General features: G+C 50.5%; 17 protein-coding genes. 8 read left to right on the top strand and 9 right to left on the bottom strand.

All coding sequences use genetic code 11. The annotated features are described in order from the left end of the window. Positions 1–250 precede the first annotated feature (250 nt). From FHS77_RS01575 to FHS77_RS01585, 3 genes are read left to right on the top strand one after another with little or no spacing between them, the layout of a single operon-like run. Entirely contained in the window at positions 251–823 is a 573-nt protein-coding gene (locus FHS77_RS01575) for an SspB family protein (RefSeq protein ID WP_184218986.1), read from the top strand. A gap of 30 nt (positions 824–853) precedes the next feature. Beyond that, positions 854–1,054, top strand: a complete 201-nt coding sequence (locus FHS77_RS01580) for a DUF4169 family protein (RefSeq protein WP_184218989.1) — start codon at positions 854–856, stop codon at positions 1,052–1,054. Next, positions 1,051–1,299, top strand: coding sequence for a ribbon-helix-helix domain-containing protein (locus FHS77_RS01585; protein WP_184218992.1), 249 nt, complete (start codon positions 1,051–1,053; stop codon positions 1,297–1,299). The genes FHS77_RS01580 and FHS77_RS01585 overlap by 4 nt, the downstream gene beginning before the upstream one ends. A gap of 8 nt (positions 1,300–1,307) precedes the next feature. On the opposite strand, the gene FHS77_RS01590 is transcribed toward FHS77_RS01585, so the two are convergent. Further along, positions 1,308–5,054 carry an AsmA family protein gene (locus FHS77_RS01590; protein WP_184218995.1) on the bottom strand — a complete coding sequence of 1,249 codons (3,747 nt, stop codon included), beginning with the start codon at positions 5,052–5,054 and terminating at the stop codon, positions 1,308–1,310. 124 nt (positions 5,055–5,178) lie between these two features. Beyond that, the gene (locus FHS77_RS01595) at positions 5,179–5,973 is read right to left on the bottom strand and encodes a glycosyltransferase family 2 protein (RefSeq protein WP_184218998.1); all 795 of its coding nucleotides are present in this window, start codon (positions 5,971–5,973) and stop codon (positions 5,179–5,181) included. Positions 5,974–6,221: 248 nt separating this feature from the next. On the opposite strand from FHS77_RS01595, the gene FHS77_RS01600 reads away from it, so the two are divergent. Both FHS77_RS01600 and FHS77_RS01605 read left to right on the top strand, forming a co-directional pair. Further along, on the top strand, positions 6,222–8,753 hold the full coding sequence (locus FHS77_RS01600) for an ATP-dependent helicase (RefSeq protein WP_184219001.1): 2,532 nt from the start codon (positions 6,222–6,224) through the stop codon (positions 8,751–8,753). A gap of 185 nt (positions 8,754–8,938) precedes the next feature. Further along, a complete protein-coding gene (locus tag FHS77_RS01605; RefSeq protein ID WP_184219004.1) occupies positions 8,939–10,315 on the top strand; it encodes a dicarboxylate/amino acid:cation symporter in 1,377 nt (458 codons plus the stop codon). Positions 10,316–10,388: 73 nt separating this feature from the next. Here the strand turns inward: FHS77_RS01605 and FHS77_RS01610 are convergent, their stop codons facing one another. Beyond that, positions 10,389–10,880: a CreA family protein gene (locus tag FHS77_RS01610; RefSeq protein ID WP_184219007.1), complete on the bottom strand. Its 492-nt coding sequence runs from the start codon at positions 10,878–10,880 to the stop codon at positions 10,389–10,391. 85 nt (positions 10,881–10,965) lie between these two features. Further along, entirely contained in the window at positions 10,966–11,634 is a 669-nt protein-coding gene (locus FHS77_RS01615) for a DapH/DapD/GlmU-related protein (protein ID WP_184219010.1), read from the bottom strand. A gap of 224 nt (positions 11,635–11,858) precedes the next feature. On the opposite strand from FHS77_RS01615, the gene FHS77_RS01620 reads away from it, so the two are divergent. From FHS77_RS01620 to FHS77_RS01630, 3 genes are all read left to right on the top strand, one after another. Beyond that, a complete protein-coding gene (locus FHS77_RS01620) occupies positions 11,859–12,443 on the top strand; it encodes an SCO family protein (RefSeq protein WP_184219012.1) in 585 nt (194 codons plus the stop codon). A 74-nt stretch (positions 12,444–12,517) separates the two neighbouring features. Further along, positions 12,518–13,375, top strand: coding sequence for a 50S ribosomal protein L11 methyltransferase (locus FHS77_RS01625; protein WP_184219015.1), 858 nt, complete (start codon positions 12,518–12,520; stop codon positions 13,373–13,375). Between the two features lie 18 nt (positions 13,376–13,393). Further along, the gene (locus FHS77_RS01630) at positions 13,394–15,226 is read left to right on the top strand and encodes an aminopeptidase P family protein (protein ID WP_184219018.1); all 1,833 of its coding nucleotides are present in this window, start codon (positions 13,394–13,396) and stop codon (positions 15,224–15,226) included. A 64-nt stretch (positions 15,227–15,290) separates the two neighbouring features. On the opposite strand, the gene ligA is transcribed toward FHS77_RS01630, so the two are convergent. The 5 genes from ligA to ftsZ all read right to left on the bottom strand — a co-directional run bounded on the left by ligA (position 15,291) and on the right by ftsZ (position 23,318). Continuing rightward, positions 15,291–17,450, bottom strand: coding sequence for an NAD-dependent DNA ligase LigA (gene ligA / locus FHS77_RS01635; protein ID WP_184219021.1), 2,160 nt, complete (start codon positions 17,448–17,450; stop codon positions 15,291–15,293). A 96-nt stretch (positions 17,451–17,546) separates the two neighbouring features. Next, positions 17,547–19,226, bottom strand: coding sequence for a DNA repair protein RecN (gene recN / locus FHS77_RS01640; RefSeq protein ID WP_184219023.1), 1,680 nt, complete (start codon positions 19,224–19,226; stop codon positions 17,547–17,549). A 13-nt stretch (positions 19,227–19,239) separates the two neighbouring features. Further along, positions 19,240–20,103, bottom strand: coding sequence for an outer membrane protein assembly factor BamD (locus FHS77_RS01645; protein ID WP_184219026.1), 864 nt, complete (start codon positions 20,101–20,103; stop codon positions 19,240–19,242). 330 nt (positions 20,104–20,433) lie between these two features. Further along, entirely contained in the window at positions 20,434–21,303 is an 870-nt protein-coding gene (gene lpxC / locus FHS77_RS01650) for a UDP-3-O-acyl-N-acetylglucosamine deacetylase (protein ID WP_184219029.1), read from the bottom strand. Positions 21,304–21,584: 281 nt separating this feature from the next. Beyond that, positions 21,585–23,318 (bottom strand): cell division protein FtsZ, encoded by a 1,734-nt coding sequence (gene ftsZ, locus FHS77_RS01655; protein WP_184219032.1) that lies wholly within the window; start codon positions 23,316–23,318, stop codon positions 21,585–21,587. Positions 23,319–23,372: the final 54 nt, after the last annotated feature.

The following is a 23,372-nucleotide window of genomic DNA, read 5'->3' on the forward strand; positions in this document are numbered from 1 at the left end:
GGCAGACTCATAAAACTAAAGTCTGATACTCAAATTTTAAAAAACAGACAGTTTCGCCACATCCTTCCAAAGGCCGCTCTGGCGGCTCATGAAACAAACAACGGCATCGCAATTGAACAGAAATACGTATATTCTTGAAAATAGAAATATATTTTTCACGACAATCGGATTAGTAATATGTGACGAAATTCGCACTCACTTATGAAATCCACCTTGACATCCAAGGCCGAATCCGTGGGATAAGGAACTTATGGTTCAGGATATGCTGCGTTACGACATTCTTGCTCAGGAAGCCTTGAGAGGCGTCATCCGTAAGGTTCTTGCGGAGGTGGCCAAAGCTGGCCTGCCGGGCAATCATCACTTTTTCATCACCTTTCTGACAGGTGCACCAGGCGTGCGCATTTCGTCAAGATTGCGGGAAAAGTACCCGGAACAAATGACTATTGTCATCCAACATCAATATTGGGAATTGGTCGTCACCGATCACCTGTTTGAAGTTGGTTTGTCTTTTGGTGACATACCGGAAAAGCTGGTCATTCCTTATTCGGCAATCCGTGGCTTCTATGATCCTTCGGTTAACTTCGAGCTCGAGTTTGATGTTTCCATCGCCGAACCTGAGGGTGATAATGATAGTGAAGCTGTCATTGCTGAGCTGGAAGTGCTGGAGCCGCAACCAGCCAAAACAGAAACACCGAAAGCGCCTCGCAAGCCTTCCGCAAAAGCCAAAAAAGCTGATGCTGAGAAGACCGAAGAAGCACCAGAAAGCACCGAAAATAAACCAAGTGCCGATGTTGTTTCCCTCGATGCTTTCCGAAAGAAATAAGCAAAGCGCTTTAAACTGGATCCATTGGATATGAGCGACATCGTCAATCTCAAACAGTTTAAAAAACAAAAAGCCCGTAAGGAACGTGAAGATATTGCTCAGCAAAATCGCGTGACTTTCGGGCGCACGCTTGCACAAAAACAATTTGACAAAGCGCAAACTGAAAAAGCCAACCGCTTTCTCGATCAGAACAAGCTGGAAAAAAACGATCAGGACGATCAGACGTCTTGAGCAAGCTTGGCGCCCATCAGCTCAAAAAACACTCCGTCACCATTCGCGGCCATTCCACCAGCTTTACGCTGGAAGATGCGTTTTATCATATTATCTGCAATCTGGCAGAACAGCGCAAAATGGCATTGGCAGCACTGATTGCCGAAATTGACGGCCTCAGACCGGAAGGCTGCAACCTCTCCTCTGCACTGCGCCTTTATGCGCTGCAAAGTGTTTTAAGAGAAGAAACGGCACAAGCCGATTAGCCGGCGATTTAGCGCGGCATATCCAGATCTTTCAGAAAATCTTCCACCGACTGCCCCATACGGCTTGCTTCATCAGCCTTATTAGCAGCTTTGCGCCGTTCTTCCTCTAACCGTTGTTGCTCGCGTTTTTGCGCTTCCGCTTTGTTACGGGCTTCAGTTTCAATCAGAGCTTTTTCACGCGCTTCTTTAAGTGCTTTCAAACGCTCCGTCTCACGACGCAGGTTTTGTTTTTCACGCAGAGCTGATTGCATCGCCTCAACGCGCTCTTGCTCACGCTCTAAAGCACGCTGCGTCAAAAACTGCACCAGCGGCTGATGGTCAACACTGACATGTGGCTCATCATAAGTGCCGGAAAGTGCAAAGTTAACACCGGCGAAGCCGCCAGAACCAGCATCTTCGCTTAAATTTTTATAGGTAAAGCGACTGCTGCCATTAAGTTGCATTGAGCTTAAATCAAGCTGCAAATCACTTTCCAACAGTGCCTTGCTATTTTCCAAACGTGTCAGCCCCATGCGCGCAACGCCACCCGCAAGGGTGAAATCAAACTGCGCATTGCTCACTTCAAATAAGCCGTCATGGGTTGCCTGACTGGCAATTGCGTCAAAGCGTTTGCTGCCACTTGAGGCTTTTGCCGCTTCATCACTATCGGCTTCTGCCAACATTTGTGCCAATTGACCAGCATTCAAATTCTGAACAGTGAAACTGTCGACCAAAAGCTGTGCCGATCCTGATAGCGACTTCATCGCCTCGGCGACATGAGTACCACTGCCCTGCAATTTGGCCGTTAAAGATGCCTTACCACCCAAAGGCGCTGCTTCGCCTGACGCAGTGCTGATCTGATAGGCCGAGCCCAGATCAAAGTCTTTCCAGCTCATATCAGCGGAGAAAAGCGCATTACCCTCGCTATTGCGCAATTGTGCCAAGCCTGAAAGCTGACCGCCCTTCCAGTTGCCTTGCAGATCGCTCAGTCCAAGCTGATCATCTGTCTTGGTCATTTTAGCCGAAAAATCACGCACGACACCATATTGACCGGCATCAGCAACGGCCGCTTTCATTTTCAGATCAAACGAAAACGGCAGCAATGGCAATTTGACAAATTTCTGCTGCGGCCACCCCTTTTTCTGACTGGTAAAAGCTCCAGTCCCAAGCATGATTTCGCTTAAAGACTGCAAATCCACTTCATCTGCTTCTGCTTCACCACGAAGCAGCGGGCTGGCATTTTCCGGCTGCAAAGCTTCCAGTTTAGCGCTGATTTTATTATCCGAAATTGTGCCCTGTAAATTCGGCAAACGCACAATACCCTTGGCAAATTGCACATCACTGGTGAGTGCAACAGCAAGCCCGAGCCCGAAACCTGGCAGACTATACCCGCTTGAGGCTAAAAACGGTTCCAGATTGCCGGCCTTTATCTGTGCCTTACCGCTCGCCGTGACATCATCAGCCAATACCGTTACCACACCGTCAAAATCGGCATGGGCATCAGGCGCTTTTAACTGCAATTGTGTGCGCACACCCATATTAAGCGCGCCTTGTAATGTCACATCGGCTTCCAGCTCTCCAGCGAGCCCCAACGGCAAAACCGGCACACCAAGCAGCGCTAAAATCTGTTCGCCTTCTTCTGATTTGGCACTGCCATTCAATTGAATTTGCAAGCCTTCATCACTGTTCCACTCACCTGCAGCCGTACCGGAGAAATCAAGCACCATGCTTCCGGCTTTACCATTCACACTAAACGAGGTTTCACTATGTAAAGCACCCGCAGCAGGCTTCACCTGATCTTGGTCTTTTGCCTCTGGCTTTTTCTTAAGATTAGGCACTACAGTGCTGCCGATAAAATTAATCTCGCTCTCAGCCAGCAAATCCGGATAAGATTGGCTGCGTTTATAAAGTGCCTGCACCACCGGCTGTTCAGGCGCCACATCATGCAGCCAATTGATAAAACCGGATAAATCATCACTCAGCAAAGTGGCATCCACCTTGCCGGTCAATTCGTCCTGATGCGGTTCAAAATTACCCGCCGCCATGATGGTCGCGCCATTCAAATCCTGCAACATGAAGCGGTCAAAATCCATGGCTGCGTTACTGAACCGGAAACGTGTATCAAGTGCGCCGGTTTCCGTTGTGCCCAGCACCAGCGCATCGGCTTTCAGTGAGACATTCAATGCCTGATTGCCAAAAGCTGTAATGCCTTCAACACTTGATAAGGGCGACAACATCAGTTGCAGCGCCGCATTGCTGATTATCTCGCTTTCCAGCTCCACATCAATTGACGGCACACCGCCTGTCAAAATCTGACGGTGGAATGAGCCTTTCAATATTGTATCATCAAGGCCGATTTCCAATTTATCAATCTGCTGAACGCGGTCATTGAGAACCACCTGACCTGAAATACCAAGCCCCGACAATTGACGAACGGTTTCATCAACCTCTTGCGTCAACCAACCGGCTAAGCCTGAAGGCTGGCGCGAAGCAATCAGCAAATTACCTTCGAAACCAAACTGATCGCCCAAAGCCAAATGGCCTTGTGCTTCAACACGTGTGCGACCCGGCAGATCAGCAGAAAATTCTTTAATCTTCCAGCCCTGCCCCTCCGGCACAGCACTGATGGTGATGGTACGAATTGTCGTGCCGCCTGCAATAATGGCCGGCAATCTTAAATCCACATTACCCGGAATAGTAGGCACCGGAATATTACCCATCAGCTCACGAAAAGCTGTCAAAGGTTCTTTTAGCGGAACCGCTTCGCCACTTTGTTCAGTGCTGCTGTCACCAAAAAAGAATTGCTGACCATCGGCATTAATTTCAAAACGCGGATTTTCGCCAAAGACAAATTGTGCCTTGCCATTCACCACATAAGGGTCATCGGCAGGCCCCTGCTCCATACGAAATTCATCAGCCGAAAACTGCTGATCGGTTGCTGTAAAAAGCCCGTGAATGCGCAAATCGGTCAGCAAACCAGATTTTTCATTCTGGATACGATCGCCTTTGCCGTCTTTTTTCAGCGGCGCTTTTTGGCCGATCGTTTCCGGTGTGCGGAAATTAAAGCTGCCGGTATAGTTCAGCAAGCCGTCTTGCAGCGTAACATCACCGTCTGTCTCGAATGTAACCGCCATTTTTTCAGGCGTAATCCGGTTACGTACTCGCAAACTGCCATCCGGCTTTAACTCGCCGGTGGATAAATCAAGCTTGAACTTCTCGCCCGCACTTTCAAGCGAGCCGTTCATTTGCCAAGGGCCGGTAATGTTGCGTGCCGATAAAACCGCTTCAATATTTTGTAATTGATGCTCACGGCCGCTGCGGCCATCAGCAATCAAAATGCGTCCATCACGGACGGTGAGTTTTTCGACTTTGACCTGCGCATTATTAAGCAATGCGTCTTCATCTCTTGTCCAGTCAACGCGGCCTTTTTCATCCACTGCGATCTTCAGCACCGGCTTTTCAACCTGCATGTCAAAAATCAGCACCTCACCGCGCAAAAACGGCATAAGTTCCGCATCAATTGAAAATTTGTCGATGCTCAATGTGGTCGTATCATTGGTGCCGCCCACATAAACATCAGAAAATGTGACCGATGGAAAAGGAAGAAGCCGCGCATTTGCGGTGCCGCGCACATGCACTTCGCGCCCCATAATCCGGCTGGCCTCACGCTCAAAATCTGCGCGATATCCTGTCCAGTTAATGAAAGGAGGAACAACCAGCGCCGCAGTAAGCAGCAAAACAAGGAACCCACCAACGATGACGAAAATGCGTCCCAAAATCTGGCTCCATTATTCTTGATTCACGGCTTTTCAACTTCATGCAACATAGCGGCAACAGGCGCGAAACGACAAGGCAGTAAACCACCGCCCTGTCTAATAATCACATGATTTGAGGCAATTTCTATTTCCATACCCCATAATGTTCACGGAAATAATCAACAGCCGCCTGATTGGAATCGTTGCGGTCATTACCTTCGTGCACCATCGTCAACAATGCGGATATACGCCTGCTAGCCCCATCATGACGTCGCGGTGCATTTGCATTAACCCAAATCGGCACATTATTGGCTGCCAGATTACCCGAAATCCAATAATCATCCACTGTCCACAACAGCCCCGGAATATCAAAGACTTTTTCATCAAAATAGGTCGGACGAACCATCACGCCACTTACACCAAGCAATGTATCACTATAGCCGCTTTGGGTATAATAAGAGGCACGGCGCTGGCGATATTTCAGCATCGAACCTAAGCGAAATAATAAATCACGGTTTTGATTGCTCACACGCGGCAAACGATCTTGGGGACGACTGGCCGGATCGATGTCTTTAAGATCATACCCACCTTCTGCCAGACATGTACGCTGATGTGTCAGACGCAATTTAGCATAGCGTTCCGCCCAATGCGCATCATAATAGACATCATCGTCGCAGAACAAAATATCTCGTTCTTTGCCCCAATTGTCTTTCACAGCAGGCAGCACTTTTGTCGCAGGACCATAATCAAAATCCGTTCGGCAAATCGTCACCCCTTCCGGCACTTGCGGCAGGGTGCCGGTCCACTCCGGAAATCTTTTATAACTCTGAGGGATATAAAGATTGATCTGATCCGCATGATGTTTCTGGTTTAACAAAGATTTAAGTGTCGGGGTAATCTTGTCAAAACGAGGCGGAATAGTCGTCAGCGTAATAATCATTAAAAACCTGAAAAAGGCGAGAGAAACGATACTATTATCTGCATCTATAAAGTGGATGTTATAATTAAACAATAAAGACTGTAACGCATCCGAACATATGAACGGGTCGTGTCCAGTTTTGAGAGGGAAACAAATTCACCCTTGCAGAACAGTCGGAGAACAAGCTATACCCGTACCACTCAGGAAAAGCGCACATAGTACCTGATGCCATCCTTGATCTTTTATTTATATGAGTACACTCTCAAGCAATGTCTGATTTTCCTGACGATATGCCCTTTTTTGGTGAACCGGATGCCCCACGCAAACCGCAGGAGCGGCCAGCAGGTGCAGAGCCAGGTGGTATTGCAGCGCGCGCTATGGCTGCGCGCAATCAACAACGCGGCGAACCAACATATCTGACAGGGTTAAATCCGGAACAGCGTCTGGCAGTGGAGACAACCGAAGGCCCTGTGCTGGTTCTTGCAGGTGCGGGAACAGGTAAAACACGTGTTCTCACCACCCGTATTGCACATATCATCAATCAGGGGCTTGCTTATCCGAGCCAGATTTTGGCCGTTACATTTACCAATAAAGCAGCGCGCGAAATGCGTGAGCGTATTGGCGTCTTGCTCGGTGACTCAGTTGAAGGCATGCCATGGCTCGGTACCTTCCACTCCATCGGCGTCAAACTTTTGCGCCGCCATGCAGAGCTTGCACATTTGCGCTCTGATTTCACCATTCTTGATACCGATGATGTTATCCGCCTCATCAAACAGCTGATACAGGCTGAAGGTCTGGACGATAAGCGCTGGCCTGCCCGCAGCTTCGCCAATATGATTGATGGATGGAAAAACAAAGGCTTAAGCCCTTCGGAAATTTCTGAAGGTGATGCCCGTGCTTTTGCAAACGGCAAGGGGCGCGAACTTTACGAAGCCTATCAGAACCGCCTGCGCACGCTTAATGCCTGTGACTTTGGCGATCTGCTGCTGCACCCGATCCGTATTTTCCGTACCCATCCCGACATTTTGCGCGAGTATCATCAAAAATTCCGCTATATTCTGGTTGACGAGTATCAAGATACCAATACGGCGCAATATATGTGGCTGCGCCTGCTGGCACAGCGCCCGCAGAGCAAAAATCGTCCCGATAATCCGGATGGTTTTTCTATCCAGCAAGGCGTCAATCTGTGCTGTGTTGGTGATGATGACCAGTCCATTTACGGCTGGCGCGGTGCGGAAGTTGACAATATTCTGCGCTTTGAAAAAGATTTTCCGGGCGCTGCCGTTATCAAACTGGAGCGTAATTACCGTTCCACCGCTCATATTCTGGGTGCTGCCGGTCACTTGATCTCCCATAATGAAGGACGGCTTGGCAAAACGCTTTTCACCGATGCGCCGGATCCGGATGATGCTCGCGTGCAAGTCCATGCGGCATGGGATTCGGAAGAAGAAGCCCGTGCTGTTGGTGAAGCCATCGAGCAGGCACAGCGCCACGGCCACAAGCTGAATAATATGGCGATTTTGGTGCGTGCGTCATTTCAGATGCGCGAATTTGAAGATCGCTTTGTCACGCTTGGCCTCAATTACCGCGTCATTGGCGGCCCACGTTTTTATGAGCGGCTCGAAATTCGTGATGCGATGGCCTATTTGCGCGTCGTGGCACAAGGCGCGGATGATCTGGCCTTTGAGCGTATTATCAATACGCCGAAACGCGGCCTTGGCGATGCATCAATGCGCCAAATTCATGATTATGCGCGTGAGCGCGGGATTCCGATGCTGGAAGCTGCCCATGATCTGGTGCAGACGGAAGAATTGAAGCCAAAACCACGCTCGGCGCTGCGTGAAGTGGTTGAGAACTTCTATCGCTGGCAATCGCTGATCGACATCACCCCGCACACGGAACTGGCCGAAATGATTCTTGATGAATCCGGCTATACTGCGATGTGGCAAAATGACAAAACCGCGGAAGCACCGGGCAGACTGGAAAACCTGAAAGAATTCATCCGCTCGATGGAAGATTATGAATCTTTGCGCGGATTTCTCGAGCATGTCGCCCTTGTGATGGATGCCGACAAAAACGAAAACATGGATGCCGTCAATATTATGACGCTGCACTCGGCCAAAGGGCTTGAGTTTGAAACCGTGTTTTTGCCAGGTTGGGAAGAAGGTCTGTTTCCGCACCAGCGCTCACTTGACGAAGGCGGGCGTTCAGGGCTGGAAGAAGAACGGCGTCTGGCTTATGTCGGGGTCACCCGCGCCAAGAAAAACCTGCATATCTGGTTTGTTTCCAATCGTCGTATTCATGGCATGTGGCAATCCACCATTCCGTCCCGCTTTTTGGATGAACTACCGGAAGCCCATGTGGAAATTGCTGAAATGGACGGCAATTACGGCGGTTATGGCTCCGGCGGCGGCTACGGCCAGTCCCGCTTTGAAAAAGCCGACCCGTTCCAAAATTCCTACTCCACACCTGGTTGGCAGCGCGCCCAGCAAAACCGCAATGATGCCACGCGCAATAATTGGGGCTCGCGCTCAGGCGCCAATGTCGAACGCATCGGTTATGGGGAAACGGAATCCTCCTTTGGCGCCGGTCGCGGCTCCGTGAAGGGTCGCACCATTGATGGCGAGGTCGTCAGCAAATCGGTCAATGTCAGCAGCTCTGATTTTAAAGTGGGCGCCCGCGTCTTTCACATTAAATTCGGCAATGGCACCGTCGCCGTCGTAGACGGCAACAAGCTGACAGTGGAGTTTGACAAGGCAGGGCAAAAACGTGTTCTTGATAGCTTCGTGAAGCCGGTATAATTTTCTAATATTTTCAGTATTAGAAAATATTTTCTCAAAAATCTGATTCATCAGAACAAACGCATCGCTTACAAATAATAAGCCGGAATAGCATAGCTTACTCCGGCTTAAAGACTGAGATATTTTCTGCGGCAATGAATAGTGGTTTTTTAAACCTTCCCCTTGCTGTCTTTGAAAGTAGCATCATGTCTCAGTCACAAAGTGTTAAAACCTCAGGCGCACAGCCGCCTAAGCCGCTTTACCTGAACTTTGGTTTTCAGGTTATTGCAGCGATGATCATCGGCCTGATCTTAGGCTTCATCGCCCGTAATATGGGGCCGGATGCAGCCGGTAATGCCAACTGGCTCGCTGTCACCCTGCAAACAGTCGGCTCAATTTTCGTGCAAATGCTGCGTGCATTGGTACCGCCATTGGTATTCACCGCAATCGTTGCATCGATTGCTAATCTGGCAGCCCTCAACAATGCCGCCAAACTGGTATGGCAAACCCTGTTATGGTTTGCGATCACCTCTTTTGTGGCCGTTTTGATCGGCATTGCACTGGGTCTGATCATTCAGCCCGGCATTGGTTCCGGCGTGCTGGAAACAGCAGCAAAAGCCCCTGCTTCATCAGGCTCATGGCTTGATTTCCTCAAAGGCCTGGTGCCTGCCAATATTCTGGGGATCGAAGCTTCAACCCGCCTGAACGGCACTGCTGCTTCCACATCGCTTAACTTCAACGTGCTGCAAATCCTCGTGGTTGCTATCATTGTTGGTGTTGCAGCGCTTAAAGTGGGCGAAGCTGCCAAGCCGTTCCTCACCTTCAACCAGTCGCTTCTGGTAGTGGTCAGAAAAATCCTCTGGTGGGTTATCCGCCTCACCCCGATCGGCACCATTGGTCTGCTTGGCCGTGCAGTTGCGCAATATGGCTGGGAAACTCTATCACAGCTCAGCTGGTATGCCGCCGCTATTTATATCGGCCTCGCCATTGTGTTGTTCGTGGTCTATCCGGTTGTGCTGATCATTCATGGCCTTAAGCCTTCGCGCTTCTTTGCAGGTAGCTGGCCGGCTATCCAGCTCGCCTTTGTCTCCCGCTCGTCCATCGGCACATTGCCGGTAACCGAAACCGTGACAGAGCGCAATCTTGGTGTGCCGCGTGAATATTCAGCCTTTGCTGTGCCGCTTGGTGCAACCACGAAAATGGACGGCTGTGCTGCAATTTATCCGGCTATTTCCGCCATCTTCATTGCCCAGTTCTTCGGCATCCAGTTAGGCTTGCAGGAATATGTACTGATCGCTTTTGTCTCGGTCCTGGGTTCAGCAGCCACTGCTGGTCTCACCGGCGCGGTTGTCATGCTGACACTGACCCTCTCCACATTGGGTCTGCCGCTTGAAGGTGTTGGTTTGTTGCTGGCAATTGATCCGATTTTGGATATGGGACGCACCGCCGTCAATGTTGCCGGTCAGGCGCTCATTCCAACCATCGTTGCCAAGCGCGAAGGTATTCTGAACGAAGAAATTTATAATTCCCCTAAGAATATCGACAGCGCCGATCCATCAGAATTAAGCGCACAACCTGCTTGAAATAACTATAATACCAACAAAAAATGCCGGGCTTAATGTCCGGCATTTTTATTTAAGTCACAAGAATAATTGATTATTGCGGCTTGCCTTTTTCCCACATCACATCGCCACGATAAAGCGGCACAGTGGAAAGAGACGTTTTAGCCGAGCCATCCTGCACCTGCGCCGCATGTGCCAGATAAAGCAATGTATTGTTCTTTGGATCGTAAATACGGGTAATAATCAGCTTTTTCCAAATCAGGCTGGTGCGCTCGGAAAAAACCCGCTCACCACCTTTGCCAAGCTTGATATCACCAATGGTAATCGGCCCTGTCTGCTCGCATGAAATCGACGCATTGGACGGATTTTCAAACCAATTGCCCTTTTGCAGCCGATCAATAATCCCGCGCGAAAAAGAAGCCAAATGACAGGTGACACCCTGTACCTTCGGATCAGGCACGGCATCAATCACAATATCATTGCCCAGCCAGTCTACGCCGACTTTACCCACTTCTTCCGCTTGTGCGGGAAAAAGTCCTGCCGTCAAAAGTGCCGCGACCAATCCTGCCTGAAATAATCTACGCATCTGCCAGCGCCCTTTTTACTGATGGTTCACTTTAAAAATATAGATCAAAGCTGAGCGCTTGCAAGAAGGCAGACAAAGCCTCAGCTCATTCTTGCGGTGTGCTTAATTCATTGACCGCAATCACTTCCCATTTGTCCAGAAAATCAGAGATTTCCAGCACCTGAATATCCGGCATTGCACGGTAGATCATCGCCACCGGCCAGTCCCACCATTGCAACTTCAACAAGCGTTCAACAATCTCAGCCGGAAAGCGCGGGCGGATAGGGCGCGCCGGAGAACCGGCAACAATGGTATAATCCGGCACATCACGCGTCACCACGGCATTCGCACCGACAACCGAACCATGACCGATGGAAATACCCGGCATAATCACTGCACCATGGCCAATCCACACATCATTGCCGATTGTCACACGTTTGCTCTGTCGATAAGCGCGATAGTCCATATCAAGGCCGATATGGCGGAAATATTCATTCGGGCGATAGGTCATTTTGTGCGACATCAACCGCTCGATCGGGTGCTCCAGCGCGTTGATGCGTACATTGGCGGCAATAGAGCAGAATTTGCCGATATCAGCATAAATCCCTTCGCCATGCCGTTCCATATAGGTGAAATCGCCGATTTTCACATCACGCAAAACAACCCGCTCACCAATATCAGCATAGCGGCCAAGTTTAACCCCTTGCAATTTTGCATTGGGGTGAACCTTTGGCTCTCTGATCTCAAGGCGTTCAAAATCATCAGGTATCGTCAATTATAAAAACCTCATCAGCCGAAACAGCTACTACAAAACAATGAACCGATTGCGCGCTTTTCTTCTTATTTGTTTTAAGCCTATAACCTTGTTAGATTTTGCTTGCACGGCACTTTTTGTCACCCTCCATGACAATTAAATGCTATAGCACTCTCAAGCTCCCCCAAGCTTCAGGAAAAGCTGGTAAAATTTGTAATAGATTTACGCGTGAAGGCTTGTACTTTATGAAAAAACTCCTCCCCCTCCTTATCATTGCAGTCGTTGCGGCAATCGTCGGTGTCGGCGCCTATACCTATATTCAGGACAAACAAGCAACCAGCAAACCATTTGGCGGCCCGCTTGATCTGATCGCTATGGACGGCTCAAAATTTACCGAAGCTGATTTGCGCGAAACACCTGCTGTAATTTTCTTCGGCTTTACTCATTGCCCTGACGTTTGCCCGACAACACTTTTTGAACTCGACGGCTGGCTCAAGGAAATGGGACCGGATGCAAACAAGATCAAAGCTTATTTCATCACTGTTGATCCGGAGCGTGACACGCAGGAAATTATGCAAACCTATGTCAGCAATGTGTCAGACAAAATCATCGGTATTACCGGCACACCGGAAAAAATCGCTGAAGCTGTAAAATCTTACCATATTTACGCGAAAAAAGTACCGGGTGAAGGTGACAATTACAATATGGATCACACTGCATCGCTGTTTTTGCTCGACAAGGGCGGGATGTTCCGCGGCACCATTGCATATGGTGAAAATCCTGATACAGCGCTTGAAAAGCTGAAAAATCTGGCCAAACGTAATAGCTAACCAATGACCGGAATGAGGGCTTCATTTTAAAGCCCCGTTCCTGCTCACATTATTCCCGAAAGTGTTTTTGCACCATGTCCCAATTTCGCCTCTGCTATGTCACGGAAAAAGTCGAAGCTGAACAGATTTATGCCCGGCTCGAGCCTGTTTTTGAAGATGACGGCTATCCGATCGCCATTACAGAAGTAGACGAAGACAAAGAAATCTTCGAAGTATCGCTTTACATCGAAGACGGTGCGGAAGACCTCCTTAAGCGCGTTGAAGCAGTCGTTGGTACAGGTAAATTCCAGATCGAAGAACTGCCGGATATCGATTGGGTTCTCCATTCACTCGAAGGTTTAAAGCCGGTACGCGCCGGACGTTTCTTTGTGCATGGTTCGCATGACCGCGATAAACTGGGCGCCGATGATATCTCCATCGAAATTGATGCAGGGCTTGCTTTCGGCACCGGCCATCACGGCACCACTGCCGGCTGTTTGGAAATGATCACCGAACTGGTTGAAAAAGAACACCCGACCAATGCGCTTGATCTTGGCACCGGCAGCGCCGTGCTTGCCATTGCTATTGCCAAGCTTGCCCCGATAGAAGTGCTTGCCACTGATAATGACCCGATTGCCGTAACAGTTGCTGCCGAAAATACCGTTAAAAACGGTGTTGCAGAACATGTGACCACTGCAACGGCTGAAGGTTTCGACCACGCAATTTTCCGTAGCCACACTCCGTTTGATCTGATCGTTGCCAATATTCTGGCACGCCCTTTGATGGATCTGGCACCAGCTTTAAGCAGCCATAAAGCCGAAGGTGGTTCGATCATCTTGTCCGGTATTCTGGAAAGCCAGCATGATGCGGTGGTTGAAGCCTATGAAGCGCAAGGTTTGAAGCGCCAAAACACCCTGCACCGCGAAGGCTGGGTCACCATTCATCTGAAATAATTTTTCAAAGAGGCAATTATGAGCCAGACATTTCAGTCATTTGAAGTGAAATCAGATCCTTCATATGCCAAGCCGCGCGTTGCGAATTTGCGCAAACTGATGGCAGAAAACCAAATTGATGGTTTTCTGGTGCCGCGTGCTGATGAACATCAGGGCGAATATGTGCCGGAAAGCGCACAGCGTCTTGGCTGGCTCACCGGCTTCACCGGCTCGGCAGGTGCAGCCCTTATTTTGAAGGACAGCGCCTATCTGTTTGTGGATGGTCGCTATGAATTGCAGGCGGCAACTCAAACCGATCCGGCAATTTTCACTATTGAAAGCCTTGTTACCAATCCGCCAGCCACATGGCTAAAAGCCAATGGCAAGGGTCTGGTCATCGGCTTTGATCCATGGCTGCACACCATCAATGAAGCAGCAGCTTTGCGCAGTAGTCTTGAAGCCAATGGCGGGCGTCTGGTAGCGCTTGAGCACAATCTGGTGGATCAGGTCTGGCAAGACCGCCCTGCTGCACCATTGGCGCCGGTTACCATTCAGCCGGCACGCTATTCGGGTCAGGAGGCATCCGAAAAAATCGCCCTGATGCAAAAAGCACTTGGTCAAACGGCTGCCACGGCCACTGTTTTGACCGATCCGTCATCGGCGGCTTGGGTTTTCAACATTCGCGGCAAAGATGTTTCCAACACGCCTTTGCCGCTGTGCTTTGTCATTCTCTCAAGCACTGAGGCACCGCAGATTTTCATTGATGAGCGCAAACTTGCCATTGAACCGCGTGCCTACCTCACCCAGCTTGCCACCTTATGCGAGCCATCAAGTCTTGAAGCAGCCTTGACCAAACGCGCACAAGCCGGCGAGATTTTCATGTTTGATCCGGCGCTGGCCGCAGAAAAATTCCGCCTCATCATTGAAGGCGCTGGCGGCTCTTTTATCAACGGTAAAGATCCGGCACGCCTGCCGCGCGCCATTAAGAATAAAGCCGAACTTGACGGCAGTCGTACTGCACATGAGCGTGACGGCGTTGCGATGGTGCGCTTTCTCTCATGGCTGGATGCACAAAAGCCAGAAGATTTGAACGAAATTTCTGCCGCACAAAAATTAGAAGAGTGCCGCGCCGAAACCGGCAAAGACTTCCAGATGCCGTTGGAAGAATTATCCTTCGACAGCATCTCCGGCAGCGGACCCAATGGCGCGATCATCCATTACCGCGTCAATACTGATACCAACCGTCAGTTTGAAAATGGCGACGTCTATCTGATTGATTCCGGCGGCCAATATCGTGACGGTACCACCGACATTACCCGCTCGGTTGCCATCGGCGATGTCAGCCAAGAGAAAAAACGTGCTTTTACGCTCGTGCTGAAAGGCATGATCGCCATTTCAACAGCACGTTTTCCGAAAGGCACCCGCGGGCAGGATATCGACGTGCTGGCGCGCATCGCGCTTTGGAAACAGGGCTTCGATTATGGCCACGGCACCGGTCATGGTGTCGGCTCTTATCTTTCCGTGCATGAAGGCCCGCAGAGCATTTCCAAGCGCGGTGATCAGGAGCTGATGATTGGCATGATCTGCTCCAATGAACCGGGCTATTACAAACCGGGCTCATTCGGTATCCGCATTGAAAACCTGATTATCGTCACTGAAGCAACGACACCTGAAGGCGGCGATCTGCCGATGCTGGGCTTTGAAACCCTCACCTTCTGCCCGATTGATCTGCGCCTGATTGATAAAGCTCTGCTTTCGCCTGATGAGATTGAATGGCTCAATCATTATCACCAGCAGGTACGCGAAAAGCTGACACCACATATGGACAAGTCAGCCAGCGAATGGCTCATTGAGGCAACCAAACCTCTTTAGATAAACAAAACACCGGCTCTGCTATCAGAGCCGGTGTTTTCATATCTGAAGCTGAAATATGCTTTTAAGCTTCGCCAACCAGCACAAACCACGCATCTTCATCAATCACTTCGATGCCCAGTTCCTGTGCTTTGGCAAGCTTGGAGCCAGCGCCAGGGCCCGCCACCACCAGATCGGTTTTCTTTGAAACTGAACCGGCCACTTTGGCACCATAGCGATCAGCCATGGCTTTTGCCTCATCACGCGACATTTTCTCCAGCGAGCCGGTAAAGACAATCACCTTGCCTTCCACCGGTGAGCCGCTCGCAACAGGGGCTGCTTCATCAAGCGGAGTGACTTCCGCAAGCAAAGCATCAAGCACTTCGATATTATGCGGCTCATGATAAAATTCGACAATCGCTTCAGCAACAATCTGGCCAATGCCTTCAATATTGGTCAATTCCTGCCATGCTTCATTGCCCTTGTCGCCTTTGACACCTTCGCGCGGTGCTTGAGCAGCTTTCACACTTTCTGCAAAAGCCTGATAAGAACCATAGCCACGCGCGATACGCTTGGCGCTCACCTCACCGACATGACGGATACCCAGACCAAACAAAAAGCGGCTTAACGCGATCTCGCGCCGCTCATTGATCGCTGCATATAGTTTTTTGACCGAAACCGCACCAAAGCCTTCGATATGCTCAAGCTTTTTCAGCAGTGACTGGCTCTGGCGTTTTTCCAGCGTGAAAATATCGGCAGGTGTGCGGATTTTTAAATTTTTATCTTCAGCATGGAAGAAAAACTCCACCTGCTTTTCACCCAAGCCTTCAATGTCGAAAGCATTACGTGAAACAAAATGGCGGATCCGTTCCACTGCCTGCGCTTCACAAATCAAACCACCGGTGCAGCGCCATGCGGCCTCGCCTTCTTCACGCACGGCATGGCTTTTGCAAACCGGACATTGATGCTCGAACTCAAAAGGTACAGAATCGCTCGGACGTTCGCTCAGTACCACATCGACAATCTGCGGGATAACATCACCGGCGCGCTGCACAATCACCGTGTCACCAATGCGAATATCGCGCCCTTCACGCAGCGGTTCGCCCTTCTGGCCGATACCTTTGATATAGTCCTCATTGTGCAATGTAGCATTGGTTACTACCACACCACCCACAGTGATTGGTGTGAGACGCGCCACGGGGGTCAGCACGCCTGTGCGCCCTACCTGAATATCAATGCCGCGCAAAATGGTGGTTGCCTGTTCTGCCGGAAATTTATGGGCAATTGCCCAACGCGGGCTGCGCGAACGGAAGCCCAGACGCTCCTGCAATTTCAAGTCGTCGACCTTATAAACAACGCCGTCGATATCATAATCAAGCTGAGCGCGTTCCAAGCCAATATGATTATAATGCGCAATAATAGCTTCAATGCTCGTCAAACGCTTGGTCAGCGGATTGGTGCAAAAACCCCACTCTTGAAACAATGTCACCATGCCGGATTGCGTCTGTGCTGGCATCACCGACATCTCGCCGCAAGCATAAGCAAAAAAGCGCAACTTACGGCTGGCAGTTACTTTCGGATCAAGCTGACGCAATGAGCCGGCAGCAGTATTACGCGGATTGACATAGGTCTGCTTGCCTTCCGCCGCCATTTGTTCGTTCAGTGCCAGAAAGTCGCTTTTCGCCATATAAACTTCGCCACGCACCTCAACAATGTCGGGTGCTGATGCTGGCAGTGTTTGCGGAATTTCTTTAATCGTCAGAATATTGGCAGTAACATTTTCACCCGTTGTACCATCGCCGCGCGTGGCGGCCGTTACCAGTTTCCGGCCTTCATAACGCAGCGAAAGGGAAAGCCCGTCAATTTTTGGCTCTGCGGTAAATGCAATTGAATTATCCGGCAAACGTCCCAAAAAGCGATAAACACTCCCGACAAAATCACCGACATCCTCATCCGAAAATGCATTGTCGAGTGACAACATCGCGCGCGCATGGGTCACTTGAGTAAAGCCTGCTGCTGGTACAGAACCTATCTTACGGGACGGACTGTCAGCGCGGATAAGTTGCGGATAAAGCTTTTCAATCGCCTCATTACGGCGCTTAAGCGCATCATAATCGGCATCTGAAATTTCCGGCTGATCTTTCCCATGATAGCGCTCATCATGATAAGCTATGAGCTTTGCCAGCCGCTCCAGTTCCAAAGCCGCATCTTGTTCGCTCATCTGATCAAAAGAAATTTCACTCATTACCGTTCCGCAGGAATCAATTGGATATGGGGCGAAGCTTATCGGACAATGCGTTTATCCGATACGCCGCGACACGAATATTTAGCTGTTGTGAATTCAGGCTTTTGCCTTGCTCGTTTCGCCCAGCAGACGCTCGGCCGCAGCGCGGGCTTCATCCGTCACGCTGGCACCTGCCAGCATACGGGCGATTTCTTCCTGACGCTCGGCCGTTTCCATCACACGGATGGATGTGCTGACGCGGTCGCTCTTATCTGCTGATTTAGCAATCAGGAAATGCGTTGAAGCGCGTGCTGCCACTTGCGGAGCATGTGTGACAGACAAGACCTGCACACGTGAAGACAAGCGCGATAAACGCTGACCAATCGCATCAGCCACCGCACCGCCGACACCCGTGTCAATTTCGTCAAACACCAATGTTGGTGCAGAACCACGATCAGCAAGTGCAACCTTCAAAGCTAGCAAGAAACGCGATAATTCACCACCTGACGCGACCTTCATCATCGGCCCGGCGCGGGTGCCCGGATTGGTGCGCACCCAATATTCCACAATATCAATGCCTTCAGCACTGCGGGCGTCTGCATCGGTGGTCATTTCAACGATAAACTCGGCGCGTTCCAGCTTCAAAGCTGGCAGTTCAGCCATCACGGCAGCTTTCAGATGTTCGGCTGTTTCATGACGCGCAGCCGACAAAGCTCCGGCCACATCATCATAGACTTTCTTGGTAGTCACTGCTTCTGCTTCAAGCTTTTCAAGCTTTTCAGCGCCTGCATCAAGATCAGCCAGATCAGCATCCATTTTATCGCGCAATGCTGGCAATTCGCTGACCGGCACCGAATATTTGCGCGCTGCTGCACGAAGCGCAAAAAGGCGCTCCTCCACCTGCTCCTGCAAGCGCGGATCAAAATCAATTGCACGGATAGCCGCTTCAATACCGTCTTGCGCCAGCGCCAGCTTGTCCAGCGCTTCATCAATCGCATTGATAACCGGTTCTAACAACTGCGGTGCTTCAGGCGCTTTACGCTCCAAGCGGCGCACAAGACTGGCAAGTGAGGGAACGGGGGAACCCTGCCCCGACAATAAATCATTAGCCTCATTGACATCACTGGCAATGCGCTCGGATTTCATCATCACTGCACGGCGTTCTGCCAGCTCGTCTTCTTCGCCAATTTGCGGATTAAGCTTATCCAGTTCTTCAACAGAGGCGCGCAAATAATCACCTTCGCGCTCGGCCGCTTCCACTTTGGCACGATAGCGGTTTAAAGCCTGTTCGGCATCACGCCAGCTCTTAAACTTCTCCCGCACCACTTCCGTCTGGCTATCCAAACCACCAAAAGCGTCAAGCAAACTGCGGTGAATATCAATATCGACAAGCGCACGATCATCATGCTGACCGTGTATTTCAACAAGTCTGCGGCCAAGTTCACGCAAAAGCGTTACGCTTGCAACCTGATCATTAATGAAAACACGGGTACGACCATCACCCGACTGAACGCGACGCAAGATAATATCGCCGTCGTCTTCCAATCCGTTTTGGCTCAAAAAAACACGTGCCGGATGGTTGGCCGGCACATCAAAAACGGCTGTCACCTGCCCCTGATCGGCACCGTGACGCACCAGTGATGCGTCACCACGCGCCCCAAGTGCCAGGGACAAAGAATCCAGCAGAATAGACTTCCCCGCGCCGGTCTCACCGGTAAGCACAGAAAGTCCGCTGCTGAATTCAATATCAAGCCTTTCAATCAGAACTATATCGCGGATCGAGAGGTGCGACAGCATGAGGTGCTTTTCTTTATGCGCCGCCGCCGGTAATCAGCGCGCCGGCTTTCGACAACCATGAACCAGTATTGTTGCGCGGCTCCAAACCACCCGACTGCAACAGCTTGTAGCTGTCTTTATACCACTGGCTGTCCGGATAGTTCTGACCAAGCACCGATGCAGCCATCTGCGCTTCACTGGTCAGACCCAGCGCGTAATAGGCCTCGACCAAACGGGCAAGCGCTTCTTCAACATGGCGGGTGTTGGAATATTCTTCCACCACACCACGGAAACGTTTAACCGCTGCCAGATAATCTTTACCCTCTAGATAATAGCGACCGACCTGCATTTCTTTACCGGCCAGCTGGTCGCGTGCAAAACGGATTTTCGTTTTAGCATCTTCGACATATTCACTATCCGGATAGCGGTCGATCACTTCCTGCATCGCGGCAATAGCACGCTTGCTTGCAGCCTGATCGCGGGTAACATCAGGAATCTGACGGAAATAGCTCAAACCGATAATGTAATAAGCATAAGCTGATTCAGGCGATGTCGGGTAAAGCGTGTTGTAACGCTTCGACATGCTGATCGCTTCTTCATAATTACCCTGACGGTAATTGGTAAATGCACCCATTACGAGCGATTTACGCGCCCATTCGGTGTAAGGGTGCTGACGGTCAATGGCCGCAAACTTCTTCGCCGCTTCGCCCAGTCGTCCGCCATCAAGATTGGCCAGAGCTTCATTGTAAAGCTTATCCGGCGCATCAATGGTTTCGACATATTTTGACAGATCAATAGCGTCATCTTTGCTGGCGCAACCTGAAAGGATTGCAACCACGGCAACCGTTCCCACAAGCATTGCGGTTGCTCTGTTTACCGGGAATTTGAAACTCGTCATGTGGTCTCCGGCCTTCTGGCAGCGTCATTACGACAAGAATAGTGCACCATCACAAATTTCATCGCTCGGTGCATCATATGGTCTGATTACACCCTTAACACGAAATTCGTGAAAATATAAAGGATGCAATATTGAATCTATTGGATGTCCATAAATCACAAGCCAACTCATTCAGCAATGATATTAAAGACATCCTTACCTTTGCATAGCGGATTTTTCGCTCAAAAACTCTGTTTTTAACAGTTAGATGAGTGAAACAAAACGCAATTATTCATAAACTCAGCACAAGCACCATCAGAAAGAATAATCTGCCGGTCTTGTCCGGAGCGATTAAACCTCAACAATTTCATGGGTCGAAGGATCAGCCAATAGCGCCTTCACCACATGCGAATTCATTTTGTGTCCGCCACGAAAAGAGCTGAAGCGGCCGATAAAAGGCGCGCCCAGCATAGCCAGATCACCGATAGCATCCAATGTCTTATGGCGGACAAATTCATTTTTCAGACGCTGACCGCCTTCATTGATGATCTTATCATCATGCCCGATCACCAGAGAATTTTCCAACGATGAACCAAGCGCCAAGCCTGCCGCCCATAAAGCTTCAACATCTTTCATGAAGCCAAAAGTACGCGCCGCTGCAATGTCATTTTTGAAAACGTCGGCATTAAGATCAGCAGAATATTTTTGCCGTCCGATGACAGGAGAGGCAAACTCAATCTCCACCTCATAATGCAAACCGTCATACGGGGTGAACTCTGCCCATGAGCCATTATGCTCAATTCGCACAGGTTTTAAAACACGGATGAACTTGCGTTTCGCAGTTTGCGTTTCAATGCCCGATGCTTCAAAAGCATTGACGAAATCCAATGACGAACCATCCAAAATCGGCACTTCTGCACCGTCCAGCATAATCTCCAGATTATCAAGACCAAGCGCCGAGACAGCCGACATCAGATGTTCGATCGTATGGATACGAATGTCACCTGCTCCAAGTGTCGTTGACAGATCGGTGGAACCAACCTGATCCGCATGGGCTGCAAATCGATGCTGATTGCCTTGCGCATCTTCGCGAATGAACACGATACCACTATTTTCAGCAGCCGGAATGAATTCAACATTGGCGACCTTGCCGCTATGTACGCCCACACCGGCCAGCATTACCGGCTTTGCAAGGGTTTGTTGAAATGGCTGTAAGGTCATCACTCGTCATCCGAATTTTCGTGTCATCATTCTCAGACAAGCCTCATAAAGCACCTGTCCGATATAAGCTACCTGTAGGCATAAACCATATTACGGCTAAATCATGCCCGTGGACGATAAAGCAGTATAACTTTTCTACAAATATAAAAATACAGCCTGTCCACTCACAAGAAATAACGCATTTTTTATCTTTGTCAGAGACGCACTTTTTCCCACCACCGACATAAAAAAAGCCCTTCCGATCTGCACCGGAAGGGCTTTCGATTTAAATCTGCGTCTGCTTAGTTTGACTGACGACGCAGGAATGCCGGAATTTCCAACTGGTCTTCTTCAGACACAGGACGCTGCTGGCGAGGAGCCTGCTCGTTCAGCTGAGCGCGGCGTGGAGCGTAGATCGACGCATCCTGCGACAGCGGACGACGGGTTTCCTGCTGGCGCATACCTGGCTCTGCACGACCCTGTGCCGGTTCCAGACGAGCAGCCGGCTGCTCTTCTTCACGACGGGTCAGACCGCTCATCAGACGGTTAAGCAAGCCTTTAGGGCTGCGCTCTTCCTGAGCAGGTGCCGGTGCACGGCGTGCATTCAGTTCCGCTTGAACCACCGGAGGAAAGTCAGACACCGAAGGCATGCGTGGAGCTTGGCGCGGCTGTGGCTGCGCGGCTGGCTGTTCCATCTGCGACTGATGGTACTGCGGCTGAACCTGCTGCTGTTGCTGTGTGTGCAGCTGAACCTGCGGCGCATGCTGAGCCTGAGGTGCCTGCTGACGTGGAGCCTGTGCACGAGCATCCATGCTTTCTGGTGTCGGAGCCTGGAAAATACGGCTTGCCGGACGGAAAGACTGGTCGTCTTCACCCTGATAGAAAGGCATTTCAGCCTGTGCTGTATGGGTGTTTTGCGGAGCAGCGGCAGCTTCTACAGCACGTGGCTGAGCTGACTGCTCAACCTGTACAGGCGGACGCAATGCGCCGTGCGGTGCAGGCTTAGGTGCAGCTGGCTTTACTGGCTGTTGTTGACGAAATTCCAGCGGCGCAGGCGCCGCATCTCCGATCTGCTTATCAATGCCGGTCGCCACAACAGAAACGCGGATAACGCCTTCAAGACCTTCATCAAATGTTGCACCGAGGATAATGTTTGCATCCTGATCAACTTCTTCACGGATACGGGTTGCTGCTTCATCCACTTCAAACAGGGTCATATCACGACCACCGGTGATGGAGATCAACAGACCGCGTGCGCCGCGCATTGATGTTTCGTCGAGCAGCGGATTAGCAATCGCTGCTTCAGCAGCTGCAATCGCACGGCCTTCACCGGAAGCTTCACCGGTACCCATCATCGCTTTGCCCATTTCACGCATAACAGCGCGAACGTCAGCGAAGTCGAGGTTGATGAGGCCTTCTTTAACCATCAGGTCGGTGATGCAGGCAACGCCTGAGTAGAGCACCTGATCCGCCATCGCAAAAGCGTCAGCAAAAGTGGTCTTGTCATTGGCAATGCGGAACAGGTTCTGGTTCGGAATAACAATCAGAGTGTCGACGTTCTTCTGAAGCTCTTCTATTCCCAGATCTGCGGTTTTCATGCGACGCTGACCTTCAAAATGGAAAGGCTTGGTCACAACGCCAACAGTCAGAATACCACGATCACGGGCAGCACGTGCAACAACAGGAGCCGCACCTGTACCGGTACCACCACCCATACCGGCGGTGACAAAGCACATGTGGGTGCCGTTCAGGTGATCAACAATTTCATCGATGCACTCTTCAGCAGCTGCGCGACCGACTTCCGGCTGCGAACCCGCGCCAAGGCCTTCAGTCACAGCAGCACCGAGCTGAATGATCCGGTCTGAGCGTGACATTGTCAGCGCCTGAGCGTCTGTGTTGGCAACCACAAAATCAACGCCACGAAGACCGGCATTGATCATGTTGTTGACTGCGTTACCGCCGCCACCGCCAACACCGAAAACGGTGATACGAGGCTTCAGCTCTGTAATATCTGGCTTTTGCAGATTGATGGTCATTGTTCTTCGTTCCTCTTAAGCCTCTCACCGCCATTGCCGCTGCGGTGTTAAATT

It is taken from the genome of Paenochrobactrum gallinarii (assembly GCF_014205685.1).
In the GTDB taxonomy this organism is placed as follows: Bacteria; Pseudomonadota; Alphaproteobacteria; order Rhizobiales; family Rhizobiaceae; genus Paenochrobactrum; species Paenochrobactrum gallinarii.

Coding starts and splice junctions, on each gene's coding strand:
- FHS77_RS01575 (WP_184218986.1), top strand. CDS start 251: ATGGTTCAGGATATGCTGCGTTACGACATTCTTGCTCAGGAAGCCTTG.
- FHS77_RS01580 (WP_184218989.1), top strand. CDS start 854: ATGAGCGACATCGTCAATCTCAAACAGTTTAAAAAACAAAAAGCCCGT.
- FHS77_RS01595 (WP_184218998.1), bottom strand. CDS start 5,973: ATGATTATTACGCTGACGACTATTCCGCCTCGTTTTGACAAGATTACC.
- FHS77_RS01600 (WP_184219001.1), top strand. CDS start 6,222: ATGTCTGATTTTCCTGACGATATGCCCTTTTTTGGTGAACCGGATGCC.
- FHS77_RS01605 (WP_184219004.1), top strand. CDS start 8,939: ATGTCTCAGTCACAAAGTGTTAAAACCTCAGGCGCACAGCCGCCTAAG.
- FHS77_RS01610 (WP_184219007.1), bottom strand. CDS start 10,880: ATGCGTAGATTATTTCAGGCAGGATTGGTCGCGGCACTTTTGACGGCA.
- FHS77_RS01620 (WP_184219012.1), top strand. CDS start 11,859: ATGAAAAAACTCCTCCCCCTCCTTATCATTGCAGTCGTTGCGGCAATC.
- FHS77_RS01625 (WP_184219015.1), top strand. CDS start 12,518: ATGTCCCAATTTCGCCTCTGCTATGTCACGGAAAAAGTCGAAGCTGAA.
- FHS77_RS01630 (WP_184219018.1), top strand. CDS start 13,394: ATGAGCCAGACATTTCAGTCATTTGAAGTGAAATCAGATCCTTCATAT.
- ligA (WP_184219021.1), bottom strand. CDS start 17,450: ATGAGTGAAATTTCTTTTGATCAGATGAGCGAACAAGATGCGGCTTTG.
- recN (WP_184219023.1), bottom strand. CDS start 19,226: ATGCTGTCGCACCTCTCGATCCGCGATATAGTTCTGATTGAAAGGCTT.
- FHS77_RS01645 (WP_184219026.1), bottom strand. CDS start 20,103: ATGACGAGTTTCAAATTCCCGGTAAACAGAGCAACCGCAATGCTTGTG.
- lpxC (WP_184219029.1), bottom strand. CDS start 21,303: ATGACCTTACAGCCATTTCAACAAACCCTTGCAAAGCCGGTAATGCTG.
- ftsZ (WP_184219032.1), bottom strand. CDS start 23,318: ATGACCATCAATCTGCAAAAGCCAGATATTACAGAGCTGAAGCCTCGT.